Source organism: Pontibacter oryzae, assembly GCF_003576375.1.
Lineage (GTDB): Bacteria > Bacteroidota > Bacteroidia > Cytophagales > Hymenobacteraceae > Pontibacter > Pontibacter oryzae.
Window position 1 is genome coordinate 1 of sequence record NZ_QWGE01000005.1, and the last position, 18935, is coordinate 18935.

Below are 18935 nucleotides of genomic sequence, written 5' to 3' on the forward strand. Positions count from 1 at the left end.
CAAAATTCCCGCCCCCGCAACACCCACAGCACAAAAAACTTTAGATAAATGCCTAACGCGCTCTAAATGAACAGGATTAATTTCGGGGCTCCTTAATATTAATCTCAATCTTCTGCTTTGCACTTTTTTTCTCTGCAACACAGAACGTCATTTTTTACTCGCATTCAGTAACATATCCTTATTCTACTAAGTGTTGACTGTTCCTCTTGTGCCTTTTAAATAGGTTTGAAAGCAACATTTAGTTGGTCACATCGTCCAAACTATAGTGTAATCCATCCTTAAGCATTATTTTATCCATACCTGATGTATAAAACACTTTTACTTTTAATGACTCTCCTCTTTCTTAGCTCGCTTAGTTATGCACAGTACTCTGAGGAGAATGTGTATGAAAAACCCACACTAAAAATTGGCGGCGCATTAAGGTTTAACTATAATTTATCGACCTGGAAAGAAGACCAATTAGAACGTGGTGGTGATTTTGGCTTTGATGTGCTCCGTATCAATGTAGAGTCTGAGTACAAGGGTATCAAGCTAAATGCCGAATACAGGCATTATTCTGAAGGTTTTGGTGGAGGCTTCCTTAAGCAAGGCTGGTTTCAGCATGATTTCTCTGATATCTCTCAAATTCAGGTTGGCCTTAACCAAGTGCCTTTCGGCATTCAGCAATACAACTCCAATAACTGGTTCTTTAACATGACTTATTATATAGGCTTCGAGGATGACCATGATATGGGTGTTAAGTATATCCACGATAATGGAAGATGGCAATGGCAGGCTGCTTATTATAAAAGTGCCGAAGATTTGGTGTTTGGTTCATCAGAAGCAAGTCCGAACCGCTACTCTTACGACGTGACTGGGCGCAATAAGGAAAACAACCAACTCGACTTTAAAATCATAAACCGATTGGGCGACAGCCTTCAGCACGAAATTGGCGCCTCACTACAAGGCGGCCTGTTATACAACCTCGATACTGAGCGTAATGGCACCAGGCACGCAGGCGCTGTACATTATGAGTATAAGTCAGTAAACAGCCCTTGGAATGTTAAGCTTCAGGCTATGCTCTACCGCATTAACCCGAAGTATGCTTCGGACAATGATTTGAATTTTGTGGAAATGGGGGCCTACGGCGCAAATTACAATGTAGCTAACAAAGGAGAAGTTTACACTGCAAGTCTAGCCTACCACCTACCTATAGATACACGCCTACTGCAAGGCATTACATTTTACGACAACTACGGCTATTATAATAAACGTGTCAGCGGGTTCGAGAATTCGCACATGAACGTATTGGGAGCCCTGTTCTCGGCGGGGTCAATGTATATCTACACAGATGCGGCCTTTGGTTATAACCAACCCTGGCTTGGGCCTGAATGGACCAATGCCTTCACTGCAGGCACACCAGGCGACACAGACTGGCACCTGCGCTTTAATATTAACATGGGATACTATTTCTGATTCGATAAAAACTTAGATAATGAGTAAAGTAGCAAGAAGTGATACCAAGAAATCGCTGGGGCTGGAGGTTAATGGCCCCGTATTCTGGTCTTCCATCATAATCCTTATTATAAGCATAACATTGGTGCTGGTGTTCAGGAAAGATGCCGAGACATTTTTTAGCAGCGCCCAACAAGCAGTTACCTCCAACATGGGCTGGCTGTTTATACTTAGCGTAAATGTGTTTGTGGTTTTTTGTCTGTACATGGCCTTTGGCAAGTTTAGCCACATACGCCTGGGCGGAAAAGATGCCAAACCAGAGTTCAGCACCTCGTCATGGTTTGCGATGCTGTTTAGTGCCGGTATGGGTATAGGGCTTTTATTTTGGAGTATAGCGGAGCCTATTAACCACTTCCAGACACCGCCCCTTGGCGAGGCTGGCACGCCTGCTGCGGCAAGGCAAGCCATGAATTTCACTTTCTTGCATTGGGGATTGCATGCGTGGGCTATTTATGCCTTAGTTGGTTTGTCGCTAGCGTACTTTACTTATAGCCGCAAGCTGCCGCTTACCATACGTTCAGTTTTCTACCCATTTCTTGGTGAGCGCATACACGGCAGAATTGGTGATGTGATAGACGTTCTTGCCGTAATAGCCACGCTGTTTGGTTTGGCAACATCTTTGGGATTGGGCGTAAAGCAGGTAGCAGCTGGACTGCACCATGTCTTCCCTGGTATTGCCAGCGATATTTATACCCAAGTAATGTTAATTGCAGGCATAACCGGTATTGCCACTATATCTGTAGTAACAGGCGTCGACAAAGGTGTGCGGATTTTGAGTGAATGGAATGTGCGCATTGCTCTGGTGATCCTGTTGGCAGTTTTGTTTCTTGGCCCAACGGTGTTCATACTTGGCTCTTACGTGCAAAATACCGGGTCATATATAGGCAACTTCATGCAGCTCTCTTTCTGGAACGAAGCATACTCCTCCGGAAACTGGCAAGGTGGCTGGACAGTGTTTTACTGGGCTTGGTGGATTTCATGGGCGCCATTTGTGGGCATCTTTATTGCGCGTGTATCCAAAGGCCGAACTATCCGAGAATTTGTGCTTGGGGTACTAATTGTACCGTCCTTGCTTTCTTTCCTGTGGATGACCGTGTTTGGCAGCACTGCCCTGCGCGAGGTGCTGGGTGGAAATGATGCCGTGGCACTAGCAGTGGCAGATGACGTGTCTACTGCCCTGTTTGTGTTCTTCGAGCAACTCCCCTTCTCTACTATACTTTCTGTCATAGGAATTATTTTGGTTGCAGGCTTCTTTGTTACCTCTTCCGACTCAGGCTCGCTGGTAGTGGATAGTTTAACCTCAGGCGGCAGGGCAGATTCTCCGGTGGGCATCCGTATTTTCTGGGCGCTGGCCGAGGGTGCCGTGGCGGCGGTTCTGCTTTTAGGTGGCGGCTTGCAAGCCCTGCAAACGGCTGTAATTTTAACAGGGCTGCCCTTCGCGCTTATACTTTTAATTATGTGTTACAGCCTCTACAGGGGCTTGAGTGAGGAGCTGGAAGAGGAGAATAAACTTGGCAAAGCGCAGCAACGCAAAAACTACCAGCAACTGATAGCTGAAATGTTGGCTAAACGGGCTACCAAACACGAAGCCAAAGCCGCAGAACAAAGCAAGGATTAACCGCTTAACCACATCAAAAAATGATTGCAATTGATTCCATGATGGTCTGCCTGGACCTAAGCGACATAGATGAAACGCTGGTAGCCTTTTCCCGCTCTATCTGCGAGCGCCTGCCGGTTAAAAAGGTGTATTTCGTGCACAATATTAAATCCTCGGAGCTCAGCGATGACTTTAGGGAGTTTTTCGGGGATGTGGATTTGGGTAACGAGATAGAAGGCAATATCTCTGATATCGTAAACGAGCACTTCCAAAATGCCGCTGACCACGAAATACTCGTCAGCGAAGAGCCGAACACCGAAGTTATACTTGCCGAGCTTGTAAAACGCTATACAATTAAGCTAACACTCATCGGGAAAAGGATGAGCGATAAAAGCACCGGGGCCCTGGGCACCAAGCTGCTCCGTATTCTGCCATGCAGCGTACTCGTGTTTCCGGAGACAGCTAACTTTAATATCGCCAAAGTGCTCACCCCGATAGATTTTTCCGATGCCTCAGTGCATGCGCTCCGCCTAAGTAAATCACTTACAGACCAGTTGGGCCTTTCGTTGGATATTCTGCATGTATATAAGCTCCCTACGCAATATTTCCCGCTCATCTCGGAGGAAAAAGCCATACGTAAGGCCGAGGAAGTGGTAAAGGAGAAGTTCAGTGATTTGCAAAAGCGCCACCAAGAGATTGCCGGCGTGCCGTATACCCTGGTGCGGGCAGCCGGTAAAAGTATTGCCGAACGCATAACCATGCAACTGGAGAAAGGCAATCACGATTTGCTGGTTCTCGGGCTGAAAGGGCATAACCCTGTTCCTTCTTTAAGCCTAGGCAGCGTACCAACCGAGCTATACAATATGGATCTGAATATCCCGATCTGGATGGTATACTCTGAAGATGTGATCAAACAATAAGTATACTATATATAATTGTGTAGGCGGCAGCGATTAAAAGTTGCTGCCTATACTTATGTTGCTGCAAACAGGTTTGTAATGCCTGTCACGATCATATCGATGCCGATGGCGCCCACAAAAAAACCGTTGATGCGCAGCAGCAGTTCCATGTTTTTATCAAAGGCTACCTGCACTTTTCTGGAGCGAGTGCTTTTTCTGATATACTTTAACCCCATGATCACCACAAAGTTTACCAGCATAATTATCACCAGCGCCACCACGCCCTCCCAGAGTTTTAACTCTTCAGCCATTAAAATTGTAAGGGAGATGGTGCCTGCCCCTACCATAAAAGGCATGGCTATCTCAGAAGCTAAATCGTGCAGGTCGCCCTTAATCTGTATGAAGGCTTTCTTGCCCTGCACAATAAAAATATAGGCCAGCGAGAACAGCACTACTCCACCAAAAATCCGGAACGACTCGAAATTTATCCGGAACACCTTTTGGAAAACCACATCCCCGAATAGCAGGAAAACAATAAAGATTGAAAAGGATATCAGACTGGCTTTTAGAAAAACAGCCCGAAAGTCAGTGTCCGATAGGTCGTTCATTACAGGCTTTAAGTATAAAAACAGGGCAAACGGGTTAAGCATCACTAAAAAGCTGAATATCGCTGCTATCATAGATCAGAAGTATGTTTCGTGCTTTACTTGTTACGGCACAAAAGGCCGTAAGATATTGCTAAAGTATAAACCTAACCTGAAGTGCATTTTTATAAAGGATGGCTGGCCATGGAAGTATTGGAATTTAATGTTTGAAAAGTACATATAACTACCTTCCTATGTGACAAACATCACTGACACCGCGTACACCAAGCCATACCTTTGTATCGTAACCTGAATAATATCAGGTAGTATAGTATAAACGACAAAAAGATAAGCAGCATGAAAATACAACAGTTTGAAGACAAAGGATTGGCGCACTACGGCTATGCCATTTTAGATGAGCAATCGGGTAAAGTTGTACTCATAGACCCGGCACGCGACCCGCAGCCTTACTACGAGTTTGCAGCTGCCCATAACGCGGCTATTGTAGGCGTTATAGAAACGCACCCGCATGCCGACTTTGTAAGCTCGCACCTAGAAATACACGAGAAAACCGGAGCCACAATATATGCCCATAGCATGGTTGGCGCTGATTACCCGCATAAAGCGCTTGATGAAGGCGAGGAGTTAGCAATAGGAGACATTAAGTTGAAGTCGTTGCATACGCCTGGCCACTCGCCGGATGGCATAAGCATTGTGCTGGAACATGAAGGCAAGGACAAAGCCGTCTTCACAGGTGACACCCTCTTTATTGGCGATGTGGGCCGACCAGACTTACGCGAAAGCGCCGGTAACATTACTGCTAAGCGTGAAGAGCTTGCTCGCCAGATGTACCACAGCACCCGCGATAAACTCATGAAACTGGCAGATGACGTAGTAGTGTACCCGGCCCACGGCGCAGGCACCCTCTGCGGAAAAGCCTTAAGCGAGGCAAATAGTAGCACCATTGGCGCTGAAAAAAATGGCAACTATGCCCTGCAGCAAATGAGCGAGGAAGAGTTTGTTAAAATCCTGACAGCAGACCAACCCTTTATTCCTAAATACTTTAGCTATGATGTATCCCTGAATAAGCAAGGCGCACCAAATTACCACCAAAGTATAGAAAAGGTAAAGAAGCTTGCCAAGAACTTTGAGCCTGAAGCTGACGCCATTGTAGTGGATGCCCGTAACGAAAAAGTATTTAAACAGGGGCATTACAAAGGGGCCATAAATATACAGAACGGCGGCAAGTTCGAAACCTGGCTGGGAAGTATTGTTGATCCGAAAGAGTCTTTCTACCTGATTGCTCAAACTGAGAAAGAGCTTGATGAACTGATCGAGAAAGCTGCTAAAATCGGATACGAACAATTGATAAAAGGAGCATTCGTACTGGATAGCAAACCAACAACCTCTACCCCACCCCTGGATCTGGAAGATTTCAAAAAGCATCCCGAAGATTATACAATTGTAGACATCCGAAATGCTTCAGAAGTTAAAGAAAACAAGTTTTTCGATAGCGCGATAAATATTCCGTTGCCAGAACTGAGAGGTCGCGCCCAGGAGATACCAACTGATAAGCCGGTAGTAGTGCATTGCGCAGGCGGCTATCGCTCGGCAGCTGGCAGCAGTATTGTGGAAGCTGCGCTGCCCCAAGCTAAGGTTCTGGATTTAAGCGAGGCCGTGAATGAGTTTAAGAACGGCTCGCACTAACAGCAGCCAATAGTTATAACCGAAGCAGGCGCAATTTTGGGCCTGCTTCGGCATTTTCAATAGGCTTGGCTCCTATCACCTTGGGCCAATTTAAATTCACACCGTTTTTCCTACCCAATGGACACCAACCTGAAAGACAACATTGTAAAGCAGTTCCCGCAATTTGAGCAAGCTCTCCTTGGCGAGATTTTAGCACAAAGCACTATAAAGCATATCGAAGAAGGCGATGAAATACTGCGGACCGGGCAGTACATTCGCTCCACTATTTTGCTGCTTGGCGGGCTCCTGAAGGTATACCGCGAGGACGATGAGGGCAACGAGTTCCTGATGTATTACTTGGAGCCAGGCAATGCATGCGCTTTGTCTATGATGTGCACTGCCCGAGACGAAAAAAGCCAGATTATGGTAAAGGCCGTGTTGCCTTCCGAGATAATACTTGTGCCGCAGCACCTTACTGAGCTATGGCTGAGCAAGTTTAAGAGCTGGCATAACTTTGTGATCGCCTCTTACCGCCAGCGCTTCGAGGAGCTGTTGCAAACCCTGGACAGCATCGCTTTTAAAGCCCTTGACGAACGCCTGGTTTTTTACCTAAAACGCCATGTGCAGGTAAGCGGCGAGGAAATCCGGCTCTCGCACCAGCAGATCGCCACTGAGCTTAACAGCTCCCGCGAAGTAATCTCTCGCCTGTTAAAAAAACTGGAGCAAACCAAAGCCATCACTCTGCACCGCAACTATATCGAGGTGCATGACCTGGAGCTGTTTTAAAAGGGAATGCCCTACTCGTAACCATTCTTTCTAAGTATAAGCTACCATCCCGGAAAGAGGTGAACACTGTGCTCAGCATGAACTTGATGCTAACAGACTAATTCTAAGCAAGAAGTAAGGTTATACTTTTAAGCTCATACATCCTTTCAGGATGATTAGGCTGCGTTAATAGCCTTTGGTTAAGAATGTGAAATGCATGAGGTAGAATTGCACATGGTAAAAGCAAGGATTTAACAAGTTTTAGGTGAGGGGCCTTGGGATGTTGCGGTGCCCAGAGGCTAATGAGCACCCGGTTCATCCCGAAGTATTTTGGTGGCCTCTCGGGCGTGGAGCGTGCAAAACACACTATAAACTTTGCACTTGTAAAGTCCCGAACGCGAGTGACAGATAAACATAACTTTATATCACCATCAACTGTAACAACTGTCACTGAACTACCAGCATACTTTAAGTATACTTGTAGCAGCACATACCCTTAACCGCATATACTATGGAAATTCTTGGATACATTGCAGCACTTATTATTGGGCTTTCGCTGGGGCTAATCGGAGGCGGAGGCTCCATCCTGACCGTGCCTGTATTGGTTTACCTGCTTGGCCTAACGCCAGTTATCTCCACGGCTTACTCTCTTTTTATTGTAGGGCTCACAAGCCTGGTGGGCAGCTACAGGTTCTATAAAAAAGGACTAGTAAGTTTAAAGACAGCGGTTGTATTCGGTTTGCCTGCCATTGTGGCCGTCTATACCACGCGCCGTTACATCGTGCCGGCCATTCCTGAAGAAATCTTCGAGGTTGGCGGTTTTATGGTAACCAAAGGCGTTTTGCTGATGCTATTGTTTGCAGGGTTAATGGTGTTTGCCTCCATCAGTATGATTCAGAAGAAAAAGCCCGCCGAAAGCATCGACGACAATGCTGATACCGATATTGATGTGGCACATGAAAACCCGGATGCACCACACCCTAAGCCGAAGTTTAATTACGGCGGCATTTTGGCCGAAGGCATGGTAGTGGGCACGCTCACTGGGCTAGTTGGTGCAGGCGGCGGCTTTCTAATTATACCTGCTTTAGTGCTTTTTAGTAAGCTGGATATGAAAATGGCTGTGGGCACCTCGTTGCTCATCATTGCCGCAAAATCGTTACTGGGCTTTATCGGTGATGTTTACAACTACAACATCGACTGGCCGTTTCTGGCTATCTTTTCATCCATTTCGATTGCCGGTATTTTTCTGGGATCTTTCCTCTCCACAAAAATACATGCCGATAAGCTTAAAACTGCATTCGGCTGGTTTGTTTTGGTAATGGGTATTTACATCATCGTGAAGGAAGTTTTCTTTGCTTAAGGCACTGCGTGACATAAGTCACTGAACGGCCGAGTGCTTTTCACCATCTTTGCATAGTATAGAATGTAAGCACTTAATTATAGGGAGGTAACATCATGTTTAACTTATTCAAATCAACCCCGAAGAATTATAACGATCTTAACGGAAAGGCATTTAAAGCAGCATTTGAGAAGGCTGATAATGCCGAGCTGCTGGATGTGCGCACTGCAGGTGAGCTTGCGTCAGGTACCATTCCTGGCTCTAAGAACCTCGACTTCCTGTCTGGACAGTTTCAAGCTGCCCTAAGCAAGCTCGACAAGAACAAGGAATACTTCGTCTTTTGCCGCAGCGGCAACCGCAGTGGCTCTGCCTGCAAGCTACTGGCAGACCAAGGATTTAAGGCAAACAACCTGATGGGTGGCGTTGGTGCCTGGCCCAGATAATTATAAGTAGCTAGCTTGGGCATGAACAGAACATCAAACTGCCTGTTTATAGATACCTTAACATTACACACCTTAATTTAGAATAGAATAACATGTTAGAATTACTTAGCCAGCCTTGGCCGTGGTATACTTCAGGAATCCTGATTGCTTTTGTAATGGTGATCCTCCTGTTTTTTGGTAAATCGTTTGGCTTTTCGTCTAACCTGCGCGTGATATGCGCAGCCTGCGGTGCGGGCAAAACCACGAAATTCTTTGATTTTGACTGGCGCTCTCAGACCTGGAACCTGCTATTTGTGGTGGGTGCCGTACTGGGCGGATGGATCTCTTCTGAGTTCTTATCTAATGGCGACGTCGTACAAATCTCGCAGGAAACAATCCAGGACTTAAAGGCATTGGGTATGTCGGCACCGGATGATCTGCAGCCAAACGAGCTCTTCAGTTTAGAGGCACTCTTTACCGTTAAAGGCTTCCTGATCATGTTGATCGGTGGTTTCATGATCGGTTTTGGATCGCGCTATGCTGGTGGTTGTACGTCGGGCCACGCCATCAGCGGTTTGTCTAACCTGCAGTTGCCATCGTTGATCGCCGTTATCGGTTTCTTCATTGGTGGCCTGATCATGACACACCTGCTGTTGCCGTTCATTTTATAAGAACAGCAGCGCGCTAAAGCAATTATTCATTAACAAGAAACAGCATTACCGTGAAAGGATTAAAATATATAATAGCCGGCATTTTGTTTGGCATCGTGATGAGTAAATCGGAGGCGATCTCATGGTACAGAATTCAGGAGATGTTCCGATTCCAGGCCTTCCATATGTATGGTATCATTGGAACAGCCGTTGTACTGGGAGCCATCGCTACCTACTTGATCAAGAAGTTTAACATGAAGGATTATCAGGGCAACCCGATCATCTTCACGCCAAAGGAGAAATCAGTTCCGCGTTACCTTATCGGGGGTACCATCTTCGGATTGGGCTGGGCCCTGACAGGCGCTTGCCCGGGACCGATGTTCGTGAACCTGGGGTATGGCTACTGGGCCATCTTAGTTGCCATAGTAGGCGCTTTAATTGGCACTTACCTATATGGTGTGCTGCGCGATAAGCTCCCTCACTAAGCTGGTGCAAGTCATAGTAATTTGGGGTTTTCGTTTGTTGGCTCATAGTAACAGCCATAGTCCTACAAGGGGCTGGCACAGCGCTGGTTTACCCTAACTTTTTAACGATAGTCTCCGAAAACATGCACCTCAGCCAGCAGCCACAAAGCACGGGCATTTTTAGGTTCTGGCGTGATTTTGGGTATGTAGCAGGAGCCACAGCCACAGATATGTTCAGCAACCTGTTTGGGCTGGAGGCTGTTTTGCTAAGTACGGCTGTATTTACCATTGGCGCAGGTATACTTTGCGAGCCACGAATGTGATTCACTGTAAAGCAGCTCTGGCAAAGCCAGCAGTGTTGCCAAGTTGCATCGCATCGCTTGGTTTTGTATGTTTACCAACGGGCATTCAGCGGATTTATACTTCGTCCGTGAAATCAAAAGTGGCTTAATTGTGTTATAAAACCATTCGCATCAAGTTACCACTGCTTTGCCAGCGTGGCGATGTTTATTAAGCATATGAAAAACTACCTGCTTTTATTTATGAGTACTTTGCTCCTGCTGTTTGTACTGCCAAAAAATGGCAGCTATGCACAGCGCGTGCTGGGTATGGAGCAGCGTAGTGTAAAAACCAGCTGTGCTACCAAGCGCCCTGTAAAGCCAACCTGCGCTAGAAAGTGCCTTAAGCACCAAACGCATTCTGAGCAAATGCCAGGCGCAAATTTTGCCTCTGATTGCAGTCAGCAGGTATTTGCCGTTATTTCTCCGCAGGCAAGCTATACTATGTGGCACCCACTGCAATTGCGCGAAATAGGCACCCCTGCTAGCCTCACTTACCTTTCTCCTGAACTTAAGATAGATCCGGAGCCCCCAAAATTAGCTTAAGTCTTTTAATCAGCCTCTTAACAGGTCAACTTACTTTGGCCAGGTATGCTTGTGCTTTGCCCGTGAACATGCGTGCACATGCCGCCTTAGCGCATTAAAATCAACTTAAGATTAATTTTATACCCCTTTATGGATACTTCTTTTTATCAGAAGCTCTCATTTTTAGTGCTTCGTATCATGAGCAGCTTTATATTTATAGCTGCCGGTTTTAACCACCTAGTGCATACTGCTGGTGCAGCTGCGCGCCTACAGCAATCCGAGTTAAGCCAACTTGCCACTTGGATGGCACCCGCAGAAACGCTTGTTATACTTTCTGGTACCGGTTTGCTCCTTGGTGGCGTAGCCCTGCTTCTGGGCTTTAAAACAAGGTTGGCCGCACTGCTGCTTTTAGCTATACTTGTACCTATCACCGTAACCGTGCAGCTAACCAACCCAGAGGGGCTTGGGCCAATGTTTAAAAACATTGCCATTGCAGGCTCCTTGGTTTTCTTTAGCCTGAACGGCGCTTTATACTTTGGCCTAGATCAGGTTTTGCGCCAAAACAGCAGACAAATAGTGCCAATGAGCAAAGAAAAGCTAGGCGCAGTACTGGCACTTAGTTTGGTCGGTGTATTTAGCTCTTGCGCTACAACGTCTTCGGCAACACAGGCATTGGCTGCACAGAGCCAAGCGCTTGCGGCACATAAGTACGCTGTGCTCATCAGCCAGCCCAGCCACCTGAAAGCCGCCGTTAATACCGCTGGAACCATCACCGCCGAAAGCACTTACAAGCGCGAGAATTTCGTGATTATGGCATGTGGCAAATCGGTAGAGGCTTTTGTAAAAGGCGGCGACATGGCCGAAGCAATTGATGCAGGCAGAAAAGCTGGCGTAACCTACCGTGTTTGTGGCATGTCGATGAAAAAATTTGAGCTCGATAAAAGCATGTTAGTGGACGGCGTGGAGGTTGTACCAAACGGCCTCACGCATATGTTCGATTTACAGTTGCAAGGTTACCACACCGTAGAGTTGTAATTATTACAAAAAAGATAATCTAAATCAGAAAGATAAAATATCATGGAAAAGAAGAAATTTTCAATCAAAAACATACCCGGATGGGCCGTTATGCTAGCTGTGTTCGCAACTTTATATTTTACCGGACTTCATACAGAGGCTATCGGGCAGGTGCAACGCCTGTTATTGGCGACTGGTATTAAGAAAGCAAATGTAACTGAAGAGACTATACCTGCAAATACTACAACCCCAACCGAATCCAGCGGATCAAGTATGGCTGGCGCGGGCTTTAAAATGCGTACCCTCGATGGCAAAACCGTCAGTTTTGAAAGCCTGAAAGGCAAAGTAGTTTTCCTGAACATCTGGGCTACCTGGTGCCCGCCTTGCATCGCCGAAATGCCCAACATCCAAAGCTTATACGACAAAATCGGCTCGGACAAAATAGCGTTCGTGATGCTTTCAGTGGACGAAGGCGGCGTGGAAAAAGTCCAGAAATTTATTGACAAGAAAGGCTTTACCCTGCCAGTATACATGCCTACAAGCCAGCTGCCGCAGGAGTTTTATTCCAATGCTATCCCTACTACTTTTATCATTTCACCAGAAGGCAAGATTGTAGGCAAACAGGAAGGTATGGCAGAATATGACACGCAGGAGGTTCGCGACTTTCTGCAAGGTATGGTTAAGTAAACCTGAAACACGTATGCCGGTGGCAAACCAGCTGTCGGCATATGCTATTAATATTTGAGATTCACTTACAAATAAGCACATATGCAACGAAACACGCTATTTTTAGGCATTGTTATGCTCTTCGCCTCTTGTAATTCTGCTACCGACACAAACACGGAGGCTACCGACAGTGCCATAACCCAGTCGGAAATTGGCCAGGCAGCAGCCGTGCAAAGCGTAGGCAGCCACATTGCAAAAAGCTTGCTGGCGCAGCAGCCCGAAATTATAGTGTTGGATGTACGCACACCGGAAGAGTTTGAAGCAGGACACCTTGAAAAAGCGCAACTGCTAAACATCTATGACCAGAGCTTTGAACAGCGCCTGCAAGAACTCGATAAAACCAAAACCTACCTAGTTTATTGTGCTGTGGGTGGCCGAAGCAACCAGGCAGTGCAAGCCATGAATAAAATGGGCTTTAATAAGGTATACGATGCCACAGAAGGTTTTATGGCGCTTAAGAGTGCGGGCGTGCCTGTAAAGTAATCCCTTATAAGCGATAATAGTATGGAAAAATACTGGAATACCTTTTTTAGGTCTTTCTCAGATTACGGGAATTACCTGTGGAATGAAATTTTAAACCCGAGCTGGGGCAACTACTTCTATTGGCTGATCGGCTTGTCGCTGTTTTTCTGGCTACTGGAGATCATTGCCCCCTGGCGGCAGCATCAGGCAAAGATTCGCATTGATTTCTGGCTCGATGGCTTTTACATGTTCTTTAACTTTTTCCTGTTCTCGCTCGTTGGTTTCAATGCAGTTTCTAATGTAGGAGTTGAGGCTTTCAACGATTTCTTGGGCCTGTTTGGGATTACCAACCTCGTGGCTTTCGAGGTGCAGTCGTGGCCGGTATGGGCGCAGTTACTAACCTTGTTCATTGTACGTGACTTTATACAATGGAACGTACACCGCCTGCTACACCGCTTCGAGTTCCTGTGGAATTTCCATAAGGTGCACCACTCGGTACAGCAGATGGGTTTTGCTGCTCACCTGCGCTTCCATTGGGGTGAAACGGTGGTATACCGCACCCTTGAGTACATTCCGCTGGCCATGATCGGCTTTGGCATTCAAGACTTCTTCCTGGTGCACATTTTCGCCACGGCAGTGGGGCATTTTAACCACTCAAACTTTAAGGTTCCTCTAGGTCCATTCCGCTTTTTGTTCAACAACCCGCAGATGCATATCTGGCACCATGCCAAGCATATGCCACGGCGTTACGGTGCAAACTATGGCATTACGCTAAGCGTTTGGGATTACCTGTTCGGAACTGCTTACGAGCCTGAAGATGGACGTGATATCGAGCTTGGGTTTGATGAAGTGGAACACTATCCGAAGTCGTTTCTGGAGCAGCAGTTATACCCCTTTCGGGAGAATTTGGAAGTTAGGCCTAAACCCGAAGCTGTAAGTAATCCAAAACGGGAAACAGCATAAAAGAAGAGAGCAGCCGGGTATGGCTACTCTCTTCTTTTATAGCTAAAATTAAGGTTTACTTCAATGTAAAAACCTACCCCTGCCCCTCCAATGAGAGGTATTTCCACTATGGCCTTTTAAACTGGAAATTCTTCACGAGGCTCACCCTCCAAGCGCTCTCTGAGCAGAAAGGTGTAAAAAGGCTCGATTCCTCACTCCCGCGGAAACAGGAACCTGTTCCTATCTGCAATCCGGGTATAATAATGGGTCGTTTCTATTTCTCAGTTTTATATCCCAGCCTTCCGCTAAACAGCTAAGTGTTTTTAGCGAAGAGAAGTATAAGTTTGGTCCGTTCAAGCCGATTATTGCAGCAAAGTAAAAATGATTTGTTTTGAGTGCTGCACTTTAACAGGGAGAACTATATTTAAAAGCCGTAGGTAATGCTGATCCTCGACCTTACCTACAGCCCCAATTTATGCTGCTGTCATTTGTGCTTTAAGCTTACTTCTAGGCATCGCATAACTAGTTAACACTTAATAGAAAGTTTCTGATGAGAATATGGCATACTTTGTAAGCAAGGTTGTTTTAATCATCTGAATAACCAGATAGGCAAAGCAGTTTAGTATATGATATCTCATCAAGTGGTTTATTTTCTTACAGAATGTAGCAAACTAACTTAGCTTTTGCCATTCGCCACTTTCAGCCGGATAAGTTTTTCAATCGATACAATAGTGAACAGCAAAACACCTGCCCCGGCAATTCGCATCCACGACAAGAAGCCAATCGGGCTAGAGTGAAAGAGTTGGTTCATAAAAGGGACGTAGATAAAGATCATTTGAGATGCCAACATAGCCAGTATACCGTAATATACCCATGGATTAGAGAAATAACCTATTTGGCGCATAGGTCTGATAAGTGAGCGACAATTCAAAAGGTAAGCCGATTCCAAAACTATAAATACAGTGGTTGCTACCGTTTGCGCCTCTGCCATATTAGCTCCAACCACACGCCTTTCATAGAGGTACAAGCCGAAGGATGCAATCAATAGTAGCGATCCAACCAAAAGCGTTCGCATTATTAACTCATAGCCTAAGATAGGCAGGTTAACAGGGCGCGGGGGTCGGTTCATGATATCTGGCTCCTTTGGCTCAAATGCAAGCATTAAGCCCAGGAACACTGCTGTGGTCATGTTTATCCAGAGGATTTGAACCGGTTGGATAGGTAGGCTCGCTCCAATAGCAATGGCAGCCAAGATTACTAACCCCTCTCCTAAGTTCGTTGGTAAGGTCCAGACAATAAATTTAGTCAGGTTATCATAAACGGCACGACCTTCTTCCACAGCGCCTTCTATCGATGAGAAATTATCATCTGTAAGCACCATATCCGCTGCGTCTTTTGCCACGTCAGTTCCCGTAATACCCATTGCAATGCCAATATTTGCCTGCTTTAAGGCAGGGCCATCGTTCACGCCGTCCCCAGTCATGGCAACTACCTTTCCACGGGCTTGGAGTGATTTTACCAGCCTTAATTTCTGCTCAGGAGCGACCCGGGCAAATACAGCAGTATGCACAACCAGCTCTTCTACCTCTTGATCATCCATTGACTGAATGTCTTTACCTGTGACCGCTACTAGTTTCCCATCCTTGGAGCTTCCTTGCAAGCCTATCTGCCCTGCTATAGTCGAGGCTGTTACAGCATGGTCTCCAGTAATCATTTTAACATCGATTCCTGCTTTTTGGCATAACTTCACTGCTTCGATGGCTTCTTTGCGGGGTGGGTCTATCATTCCCTGTAATCCCAAAAATGTAAGGTTATTAGATACAGAAGTATGCTGAAGCGTACTCGTACTCTCTGATGGTTCAAGCACAGCAAAGGCCAAAACACGCAACCCAAGAGCAGCCATGCGGTCTACCTCTGCGCTTATACTCTCCTTATCTATCATGCCCGCTGAGCCGTTGGGCTCCATTGCATACGCGCAACGTGTTAACACTGCCTCTATAGAGCCTTTTATAAAGATGACAGGTTTTGCAGCCGCGTGCAATGTTGCCATGTATTGGTATTCAGATTCAAAAGGAATTGTATCGATACGTGGAAATTCTTGCAATAAGGAGTCTTCTTGAAGTCCTAGTTTACGGGCTGCAACCAGCACAGCACCTTCGGTTGGGTCGCCATCAATTACCCATCGGTCGTCTTGTTGCCTTAAAATACTTTCGTTGCACAGCATCCCAGCGTTTAAGCACATTATAAGGGCCTGGTTCTGGTTAGGATCCAAAGCTGCATCGCCTGCTAATATATCTCCTACTGGCTGATATCCTAAACCGGTCGCTTTGTAATAGCCTCCACCCGCAAATATCTCCTGAACAGTCATCTGGTTTTCGGTGAGTGTGCCCGTTTTGTCGGAGCAAATAACGTTGGTGCTCCCCAGCGTCTCCACTGCCACTAACTTTCTTATTATAGCCCTCCTAGCTGCCATTTTAGACACGCCTAGAGATAACATAATCGTGACTGCCACGGGTAGGCCTTCTGGAATTGTGCCAACAGCAAGCGCGACAGCCACCATAAACATCTCTCCGGCTGCCTCTCCTCGTAGTAGGCCAACGCCAAATACAATACAGGAAAGCGTGACGATAACTTGCAGTAAAAGGTGGCTGAACTTTTTTATTTTGATGGTTAAAGGTGTTTGCAATTCCTCAGCGCTTAGTATGGATTTTTGGATTTTGCCTACCTCAGTAGCATCTCCTGTAGCCACTACAATACCTCTACCCTGCCCATACGTCACCACTGTGGAGGCATACCCAAGACAAAACCTGTCACCTAGTACTTCATCCGCCAAAACTGGCTCTGTGCTTTTTTCAACAGCCACGGATTCACCTGTTAGTGCCGACTCGTCGACTTTCATGTTTCTGACGTAAAATAGCCGCATATCTGCCGGTATTTTATCCCCGGACTGCACCAACACAATATCACCAGGTACTAGCAGTTGGGCATCTATAACCTGCTTTTTACCATTTCTAACTACCTGAGCCCGCAATGCCATCCCCTTGGCTAGCGCGTCGATTGCCTTCAAAGCGCTTGACTCCTGTATAAACCCAATAACGGCATTAATGAAAACCACCGCAAATATGACTACCGCATCCAGGTACTCGCCCAGGGCCAGGGTAACAGCAGTGGCTACTAAAAGTATGTAAATGAGAGGCTGATTAAACTGAAGAAGGAACCGGACTAAGGCACTCTGCTCTTGTCTTGCTGTGATAGCGTTACGCCCGTACTGTGTTAGCCTAGCGTCAGCTTCGTCGCTTGTTAGACCAGAACTTGTCGATACCTGTAAATGAGATTCCACCTCAGCTATCTCAAGGCTATGCCAATTATTCTTATTTATTGGTTGCATACCCACATCGTTTAGATAAGTTTAAGTTGGAAACTACTGTGGCTTAGTATTGCTGCACGTTTAGGGCCAAGCTATCGTCGCGAATACAATCCCTATGTATAAAGTATCGCTAACTGCTACGGATTCAACAAGATAAGTTTTTCAAGACAATTTGTGCTCTCCCAAGCTTAACTTATAAAATAATATGGTTGATCGCAAAAACATGCAGTAACCTCTTCTCAGTGTCATCAATCTGTTAATAGAAAAAAACACGTAGTCTTCTGAAAGTTAAGGAAGTATAGTTGGTAGGTGTTTGAAATACTTTACCGACTCGCATGCATATCAGACGAATAACTGAATAGATTATACTATATAAACAGTGCGCTGTATGGCTAGGTGCGCCTATAAAACAATATCCGGTGTAGTTTATGAACAGTAGCGTTCTACTCTACATGAAATATATTTCCTGTATTTTCTCCCAACAGCATAATTATTGTGAAAATTTTATCGTACTTTGTAAAAAATAATGAACAATTATACCTGCGCTATTGTAGTAGGTATATAATAAGACAAAATGAATAAAGGAACAGTAAAATTCTACAACGACTCCAAAGGATTCGGATTTATTAAAGATGCAGATTCTGATCAGGAGTACTTCGTACACGTTTCAGGCCTCGTACACGAGATCAGAGAGAACGATGAAGTTACTTATGAGCTGCAAGAAGGAAGAAAAGGACTAAACGCAGTAAACGTTAAGCGTTCTTAGTATTACCATACTACACCTCACCAAAAAGCCTTACAACCGAGTAAGGCTTTTTTATTTGTTTGCACGCCGCCCCTCCTTTACTTCGGTACACCCTTATTTTAAGATCCAAAACATAACACCATGAATAGAAAATATATAGTTGACATTACAACGCGTGAGTACTTGTGTGTAGCCCTTAAAAAAGGCCAGGATTGGGTGCCAAACAACCAGGAAGAACTGAAAAACTTTATGAGCAGCCGCTCTGAGAATAATACACCAGAGTCTGACCTGCTGTCGGGTGAGTTTAACGATAACTCATTCTTTGAGAAGTGGATCCGTAACGGTACTAACTTTCTGTTCCGATATTAAGTATTCTGAAAGCCGCCACGTACGTATAAAAATAAAATCAAAGCACAAGCACATATATGGGTAGATCACAGGAAACCTTCAGTAAAAAAGAAAAAGAGAAAAAAAGATTAAAGAAGCGCCAGGATAAGGAGCAGAAGAAAGAAGACCGCAAAGCGACTTCTAACAAAGGAAAAGGCATTGAAGACATGATTGCCTATGTGGATGATAACGGCAACATCACCTCCACCCCACCAGATCCTACCAAGAAAAAGAAAGAGATTAAGCAGGAAGACATCCAGATCGGTGTTTCCAGACAGGAAGACCTTGATCCGGCTGACCTTCTCCGCAAAGGCTCAATCACCTTTTTTAACTCCTCCAAAGGGTATGGTTTTATTAAAGACCAAGACACGCAGGAAAGTATATTCGTACACCAGAACGACTTGTCTGGACCAGTAAAGGAAAACGATAAAGTAACGTTTGAAGTAGAGCAAGGCCCTAAAGGCTTAAACGCTGTTAACGTTAAAGTTATCGTTTAAGCAGACATTCCACTTGCAGTACACGTTGCTTC

20 protein-coding genes are annotated in these 18935 nt (G+C 45.6%); 18 read left to right on the forward strand and 2 right to left on the reverse strand.

Going from position 1 to position 18935, the window contains the following annotated elements; translation table 11 throughout:
• The first annotated feature begins 327 nt into the window (after positions 1-327).
• From D1627_RS14780 to D1627_RS14790, 3 genes are read left to right on the forward strand one after another with little or no spacing between them, the layout of a single operon-like run.
• Positions 328-1455 (forward strand): hypothetical protein, encoded by a 1128-nt coding sequence (locus D1627_RS14780; protein WP_233555648.1) that lies wholly within the window; start codon positions 328-330, stop codon positions 1453-1455.
• Between the two features lie 19 nt (positions 1456-1474).
• Positions 1475-3112: a BCCT family transporter gene (locus tag D1627_RS14785; protein WP_199688446.1), complete on the forward strand. Its 1638-nt coding sequence runs from the start codon at positions 1475-1477 to the stop codon at positions 3110-3112.
• 20 nt (positions 3113-3132) lie between these two features.
• On the forward strand, positions 3133-4011 hold the full coding sequence (locus D1627_RS14790; RefSeq protein WP_119433056.1) for a universal stress protein: 879 nt from the start codon (positions 3133-3135) through the stop codon (positions 4009-4011).
• Between the two features lie 53 nt (positions 4012-4064).
• On the opposite strand, the gene D1627_RS14795 is transcribed toward D1627_RS14790, so the two are convergent.
• On the reverse strand, positions 4065-4670 hold the full coding sequence (locus D1627_RS14795; RefSeq protein ID WP_119433057.1) for a MarC family protein: 606 nt from the start codon (positions 4668-4670) through the stop codon (positions 4065-4067).
• A gap of 261 nt (positions 4671-4931) precedes the next feature.
• Here D1627_RS14795 and D1627_RS14800 point away from each other — a divergent pair, with 261 nt between their 5' ends.
• The 12 genes from D1627_RS14800 (at position 4932) to D1627_RS14855 (ending at position 13928) form a co-directional block, all read left to right on the forward strand.
• A complete protein-coding gene (locus D1627_RS14800; protein ID WP_119433058.1) occupies positions 4932-6281 on the forward strand; it encodes an MBL fold metallo-hydrolase in 1350 nt (449 codons plus the stop codon).
• A 117-nt stretch (positions 6282-6398) separates the two neighbouring features.
• Positions 6399-7046 carry a Crp/Fnr family transcriptional regulator gene (locus D1627_RS14805; RefSeq protein WP_119433059.1) on the forward strand — a complete coding sequence of 216 codons (648 nt, stop codon included), beginning with the start codon at positions 6399-6401 and terminating at the stop codon, positions 7044-7046.
• A gap of 490 nt (positions 7047-7536) precedes the next feature.
• A complete protein-coding gene (locus tag D1627_RS14810) occupies positions 7537-8385 on the forward strand; it encodes a sulfite exporter TauE/SafE family protein (protein WP_119433060.1) in 849 nt (282 codons plus the stop codon).
• A gap of 95 nt (positions 8386-8480) precedes the next feature.
• Entirely contained in the window at positions 8481-8807 is a 327-nt protein-coding gene (locus tag D1627_RS14815) for a rhodanese-like domain-containing protein (protein ID WP_119433061.1), read from the forward strand.
• Positions 8808-8899: 92 nt separating this feature from the next.
• Positions 8900-9457, forward strand: coding sequence for a YeeE/YedE family protein (locus D1627_RS14820; RefSeq protein WP_119433062.1), 558 nt, complete (start codon positions 8900-8902; stop codon positions 9455-9457).
• Positions 9458-9507: 50 nt separating this feature from the next.
• The gene (locus D1627_RS14825) at positions 9508-9921 is read left to right on the forward strand and encodes a YeeE/YedE family protein (RefSeq protein WP_119433063.1); all 414 of its coding nucleotides are present in this window, start codon (positions 9508-9510) and stop codon (positions 9919-9921) included.
• 122 nt (positions 9922-10043) lie between these two features.
• Positions 10044-10223, forward strand: a complete 180-nt coding sequence (locus D1627_RS14830) for a hypothetical protein (RefSeq protein WP_119433064.1) — start codon at positions 10044-10046, stop codon at positions 10221-10223.
• Between the two features lie 195 nt (positions 10224-10418).
• Complete coding sequence (locus tag D1627_RS14835) at positions 10419-10784, forward strand: hypothetical protein (RefSeq protein ID WP_158607193.1); 366 nt, start codon at positions 10419-10421, stop codon at positions 10782-10784.
• Positions 10785-10913: 129 nt separating this feature from the next.
• Positions 10914-11798, forward strand: coding sequence for a DsrE family protein (locus D1627_RS14840; RefSeq protein ID WP_119433066.1), 885 nt, complete (start codon positions 10914-10916; stop codon positions 11796-11798).
• Between the two features lie 42 nt (positions 11799-11840).
• Positions 11841-12464: a TlpA disulfide reductase family protein gene (locus tag D1627_RS14845; protein WP_119433067.1), complete on the forward strand. Its 624-nt coding sequence runs from the start codon at positions 11841-11843 to the stop codon at positions 12462-12464.
• An 81-nt stretch (positions 12465-12545) separates the two neighbouring features.
• Entirely contained in the window at positions 12546-12986 is a 441-nt protein-coding gene (locus D1627_RS14850; RefSeq protein WP_119433068.1) for a rhodanese-like domain-containing protein, read from the forward strand.
• Between the two features lie 21 nt (positions 12987-13007).
• The gene (locus D1627_RS14855) at positions 13008-13928 is read left to right on the forward strand and encodes a sterol desaturase family protein (RefSeq protein ID WP_119433069.1); all 921 of its coding nucleotides are present in this window, start codon (positions 13008-13010) and stop codon (positions 13926-13928) included.
• 655 nt (positions 13929-14583) lie between these two features.
• On the opposite strand, the gene D1627_RS14860 is transcribed toward D1627_RS14855, so the two are convergent.
• Complete coding sequence (locus tag D1627_RS14860) at positions 14584-17295, reverse strand: cation-transporting P-type ATPase (protein ID WP_119433070.1); 2712 nt, start codon at positions 17293-17295, stop codon at positions 14584-14586.
• Between the two features lie 553 nt (positions 17296-17848).
• Between D1627_RS14860 and D1627_RS14865 the strand changes: the two genes are divergently transcribed.
• The 3 genes from D1627_RS14865 to D1627_RS14875 all read left to right on the forward strand — a co-directional run bounded on the left by D1627_RS14865 (position 17849) and on the right by D1627_RS14875 (position 18903).
• The gene (locus D1627_RS14865) at positions 17849-18040 is read left to right on the forward strand and encodes a cold-shock protein (protein WP_119433071.1); all 192 of its coding nucleotides are present in this window, start codon (positions 17849-17851) and stop codon (positions 18038-18040) included.
• Positions 18041-18160: 120 nt separating this feature from the next.
• Complete coding sequence (locus tag D1627_RS14870) at positions 18161-18388, forward strand: hypothetical protein (protein ID WP_119433072.1); 228 nt, start codon at positions 18161-18163, stop codon at positions 18386-18388.
• 56 nt (positions 18389-18444) lie between these two features.
• On the forward strand, positions 18445-18903 hold the full coding sequence (locus D1627_RS14875) for a cold-shock protein (protein ID WP_119433073.1): 459 nt from the start codon (positions 18445-18447) through the stop codon (positions 18901-18903).
• The last annotated feature ends 32 nt before the right edge of the window (positions 18904-18935 follow it).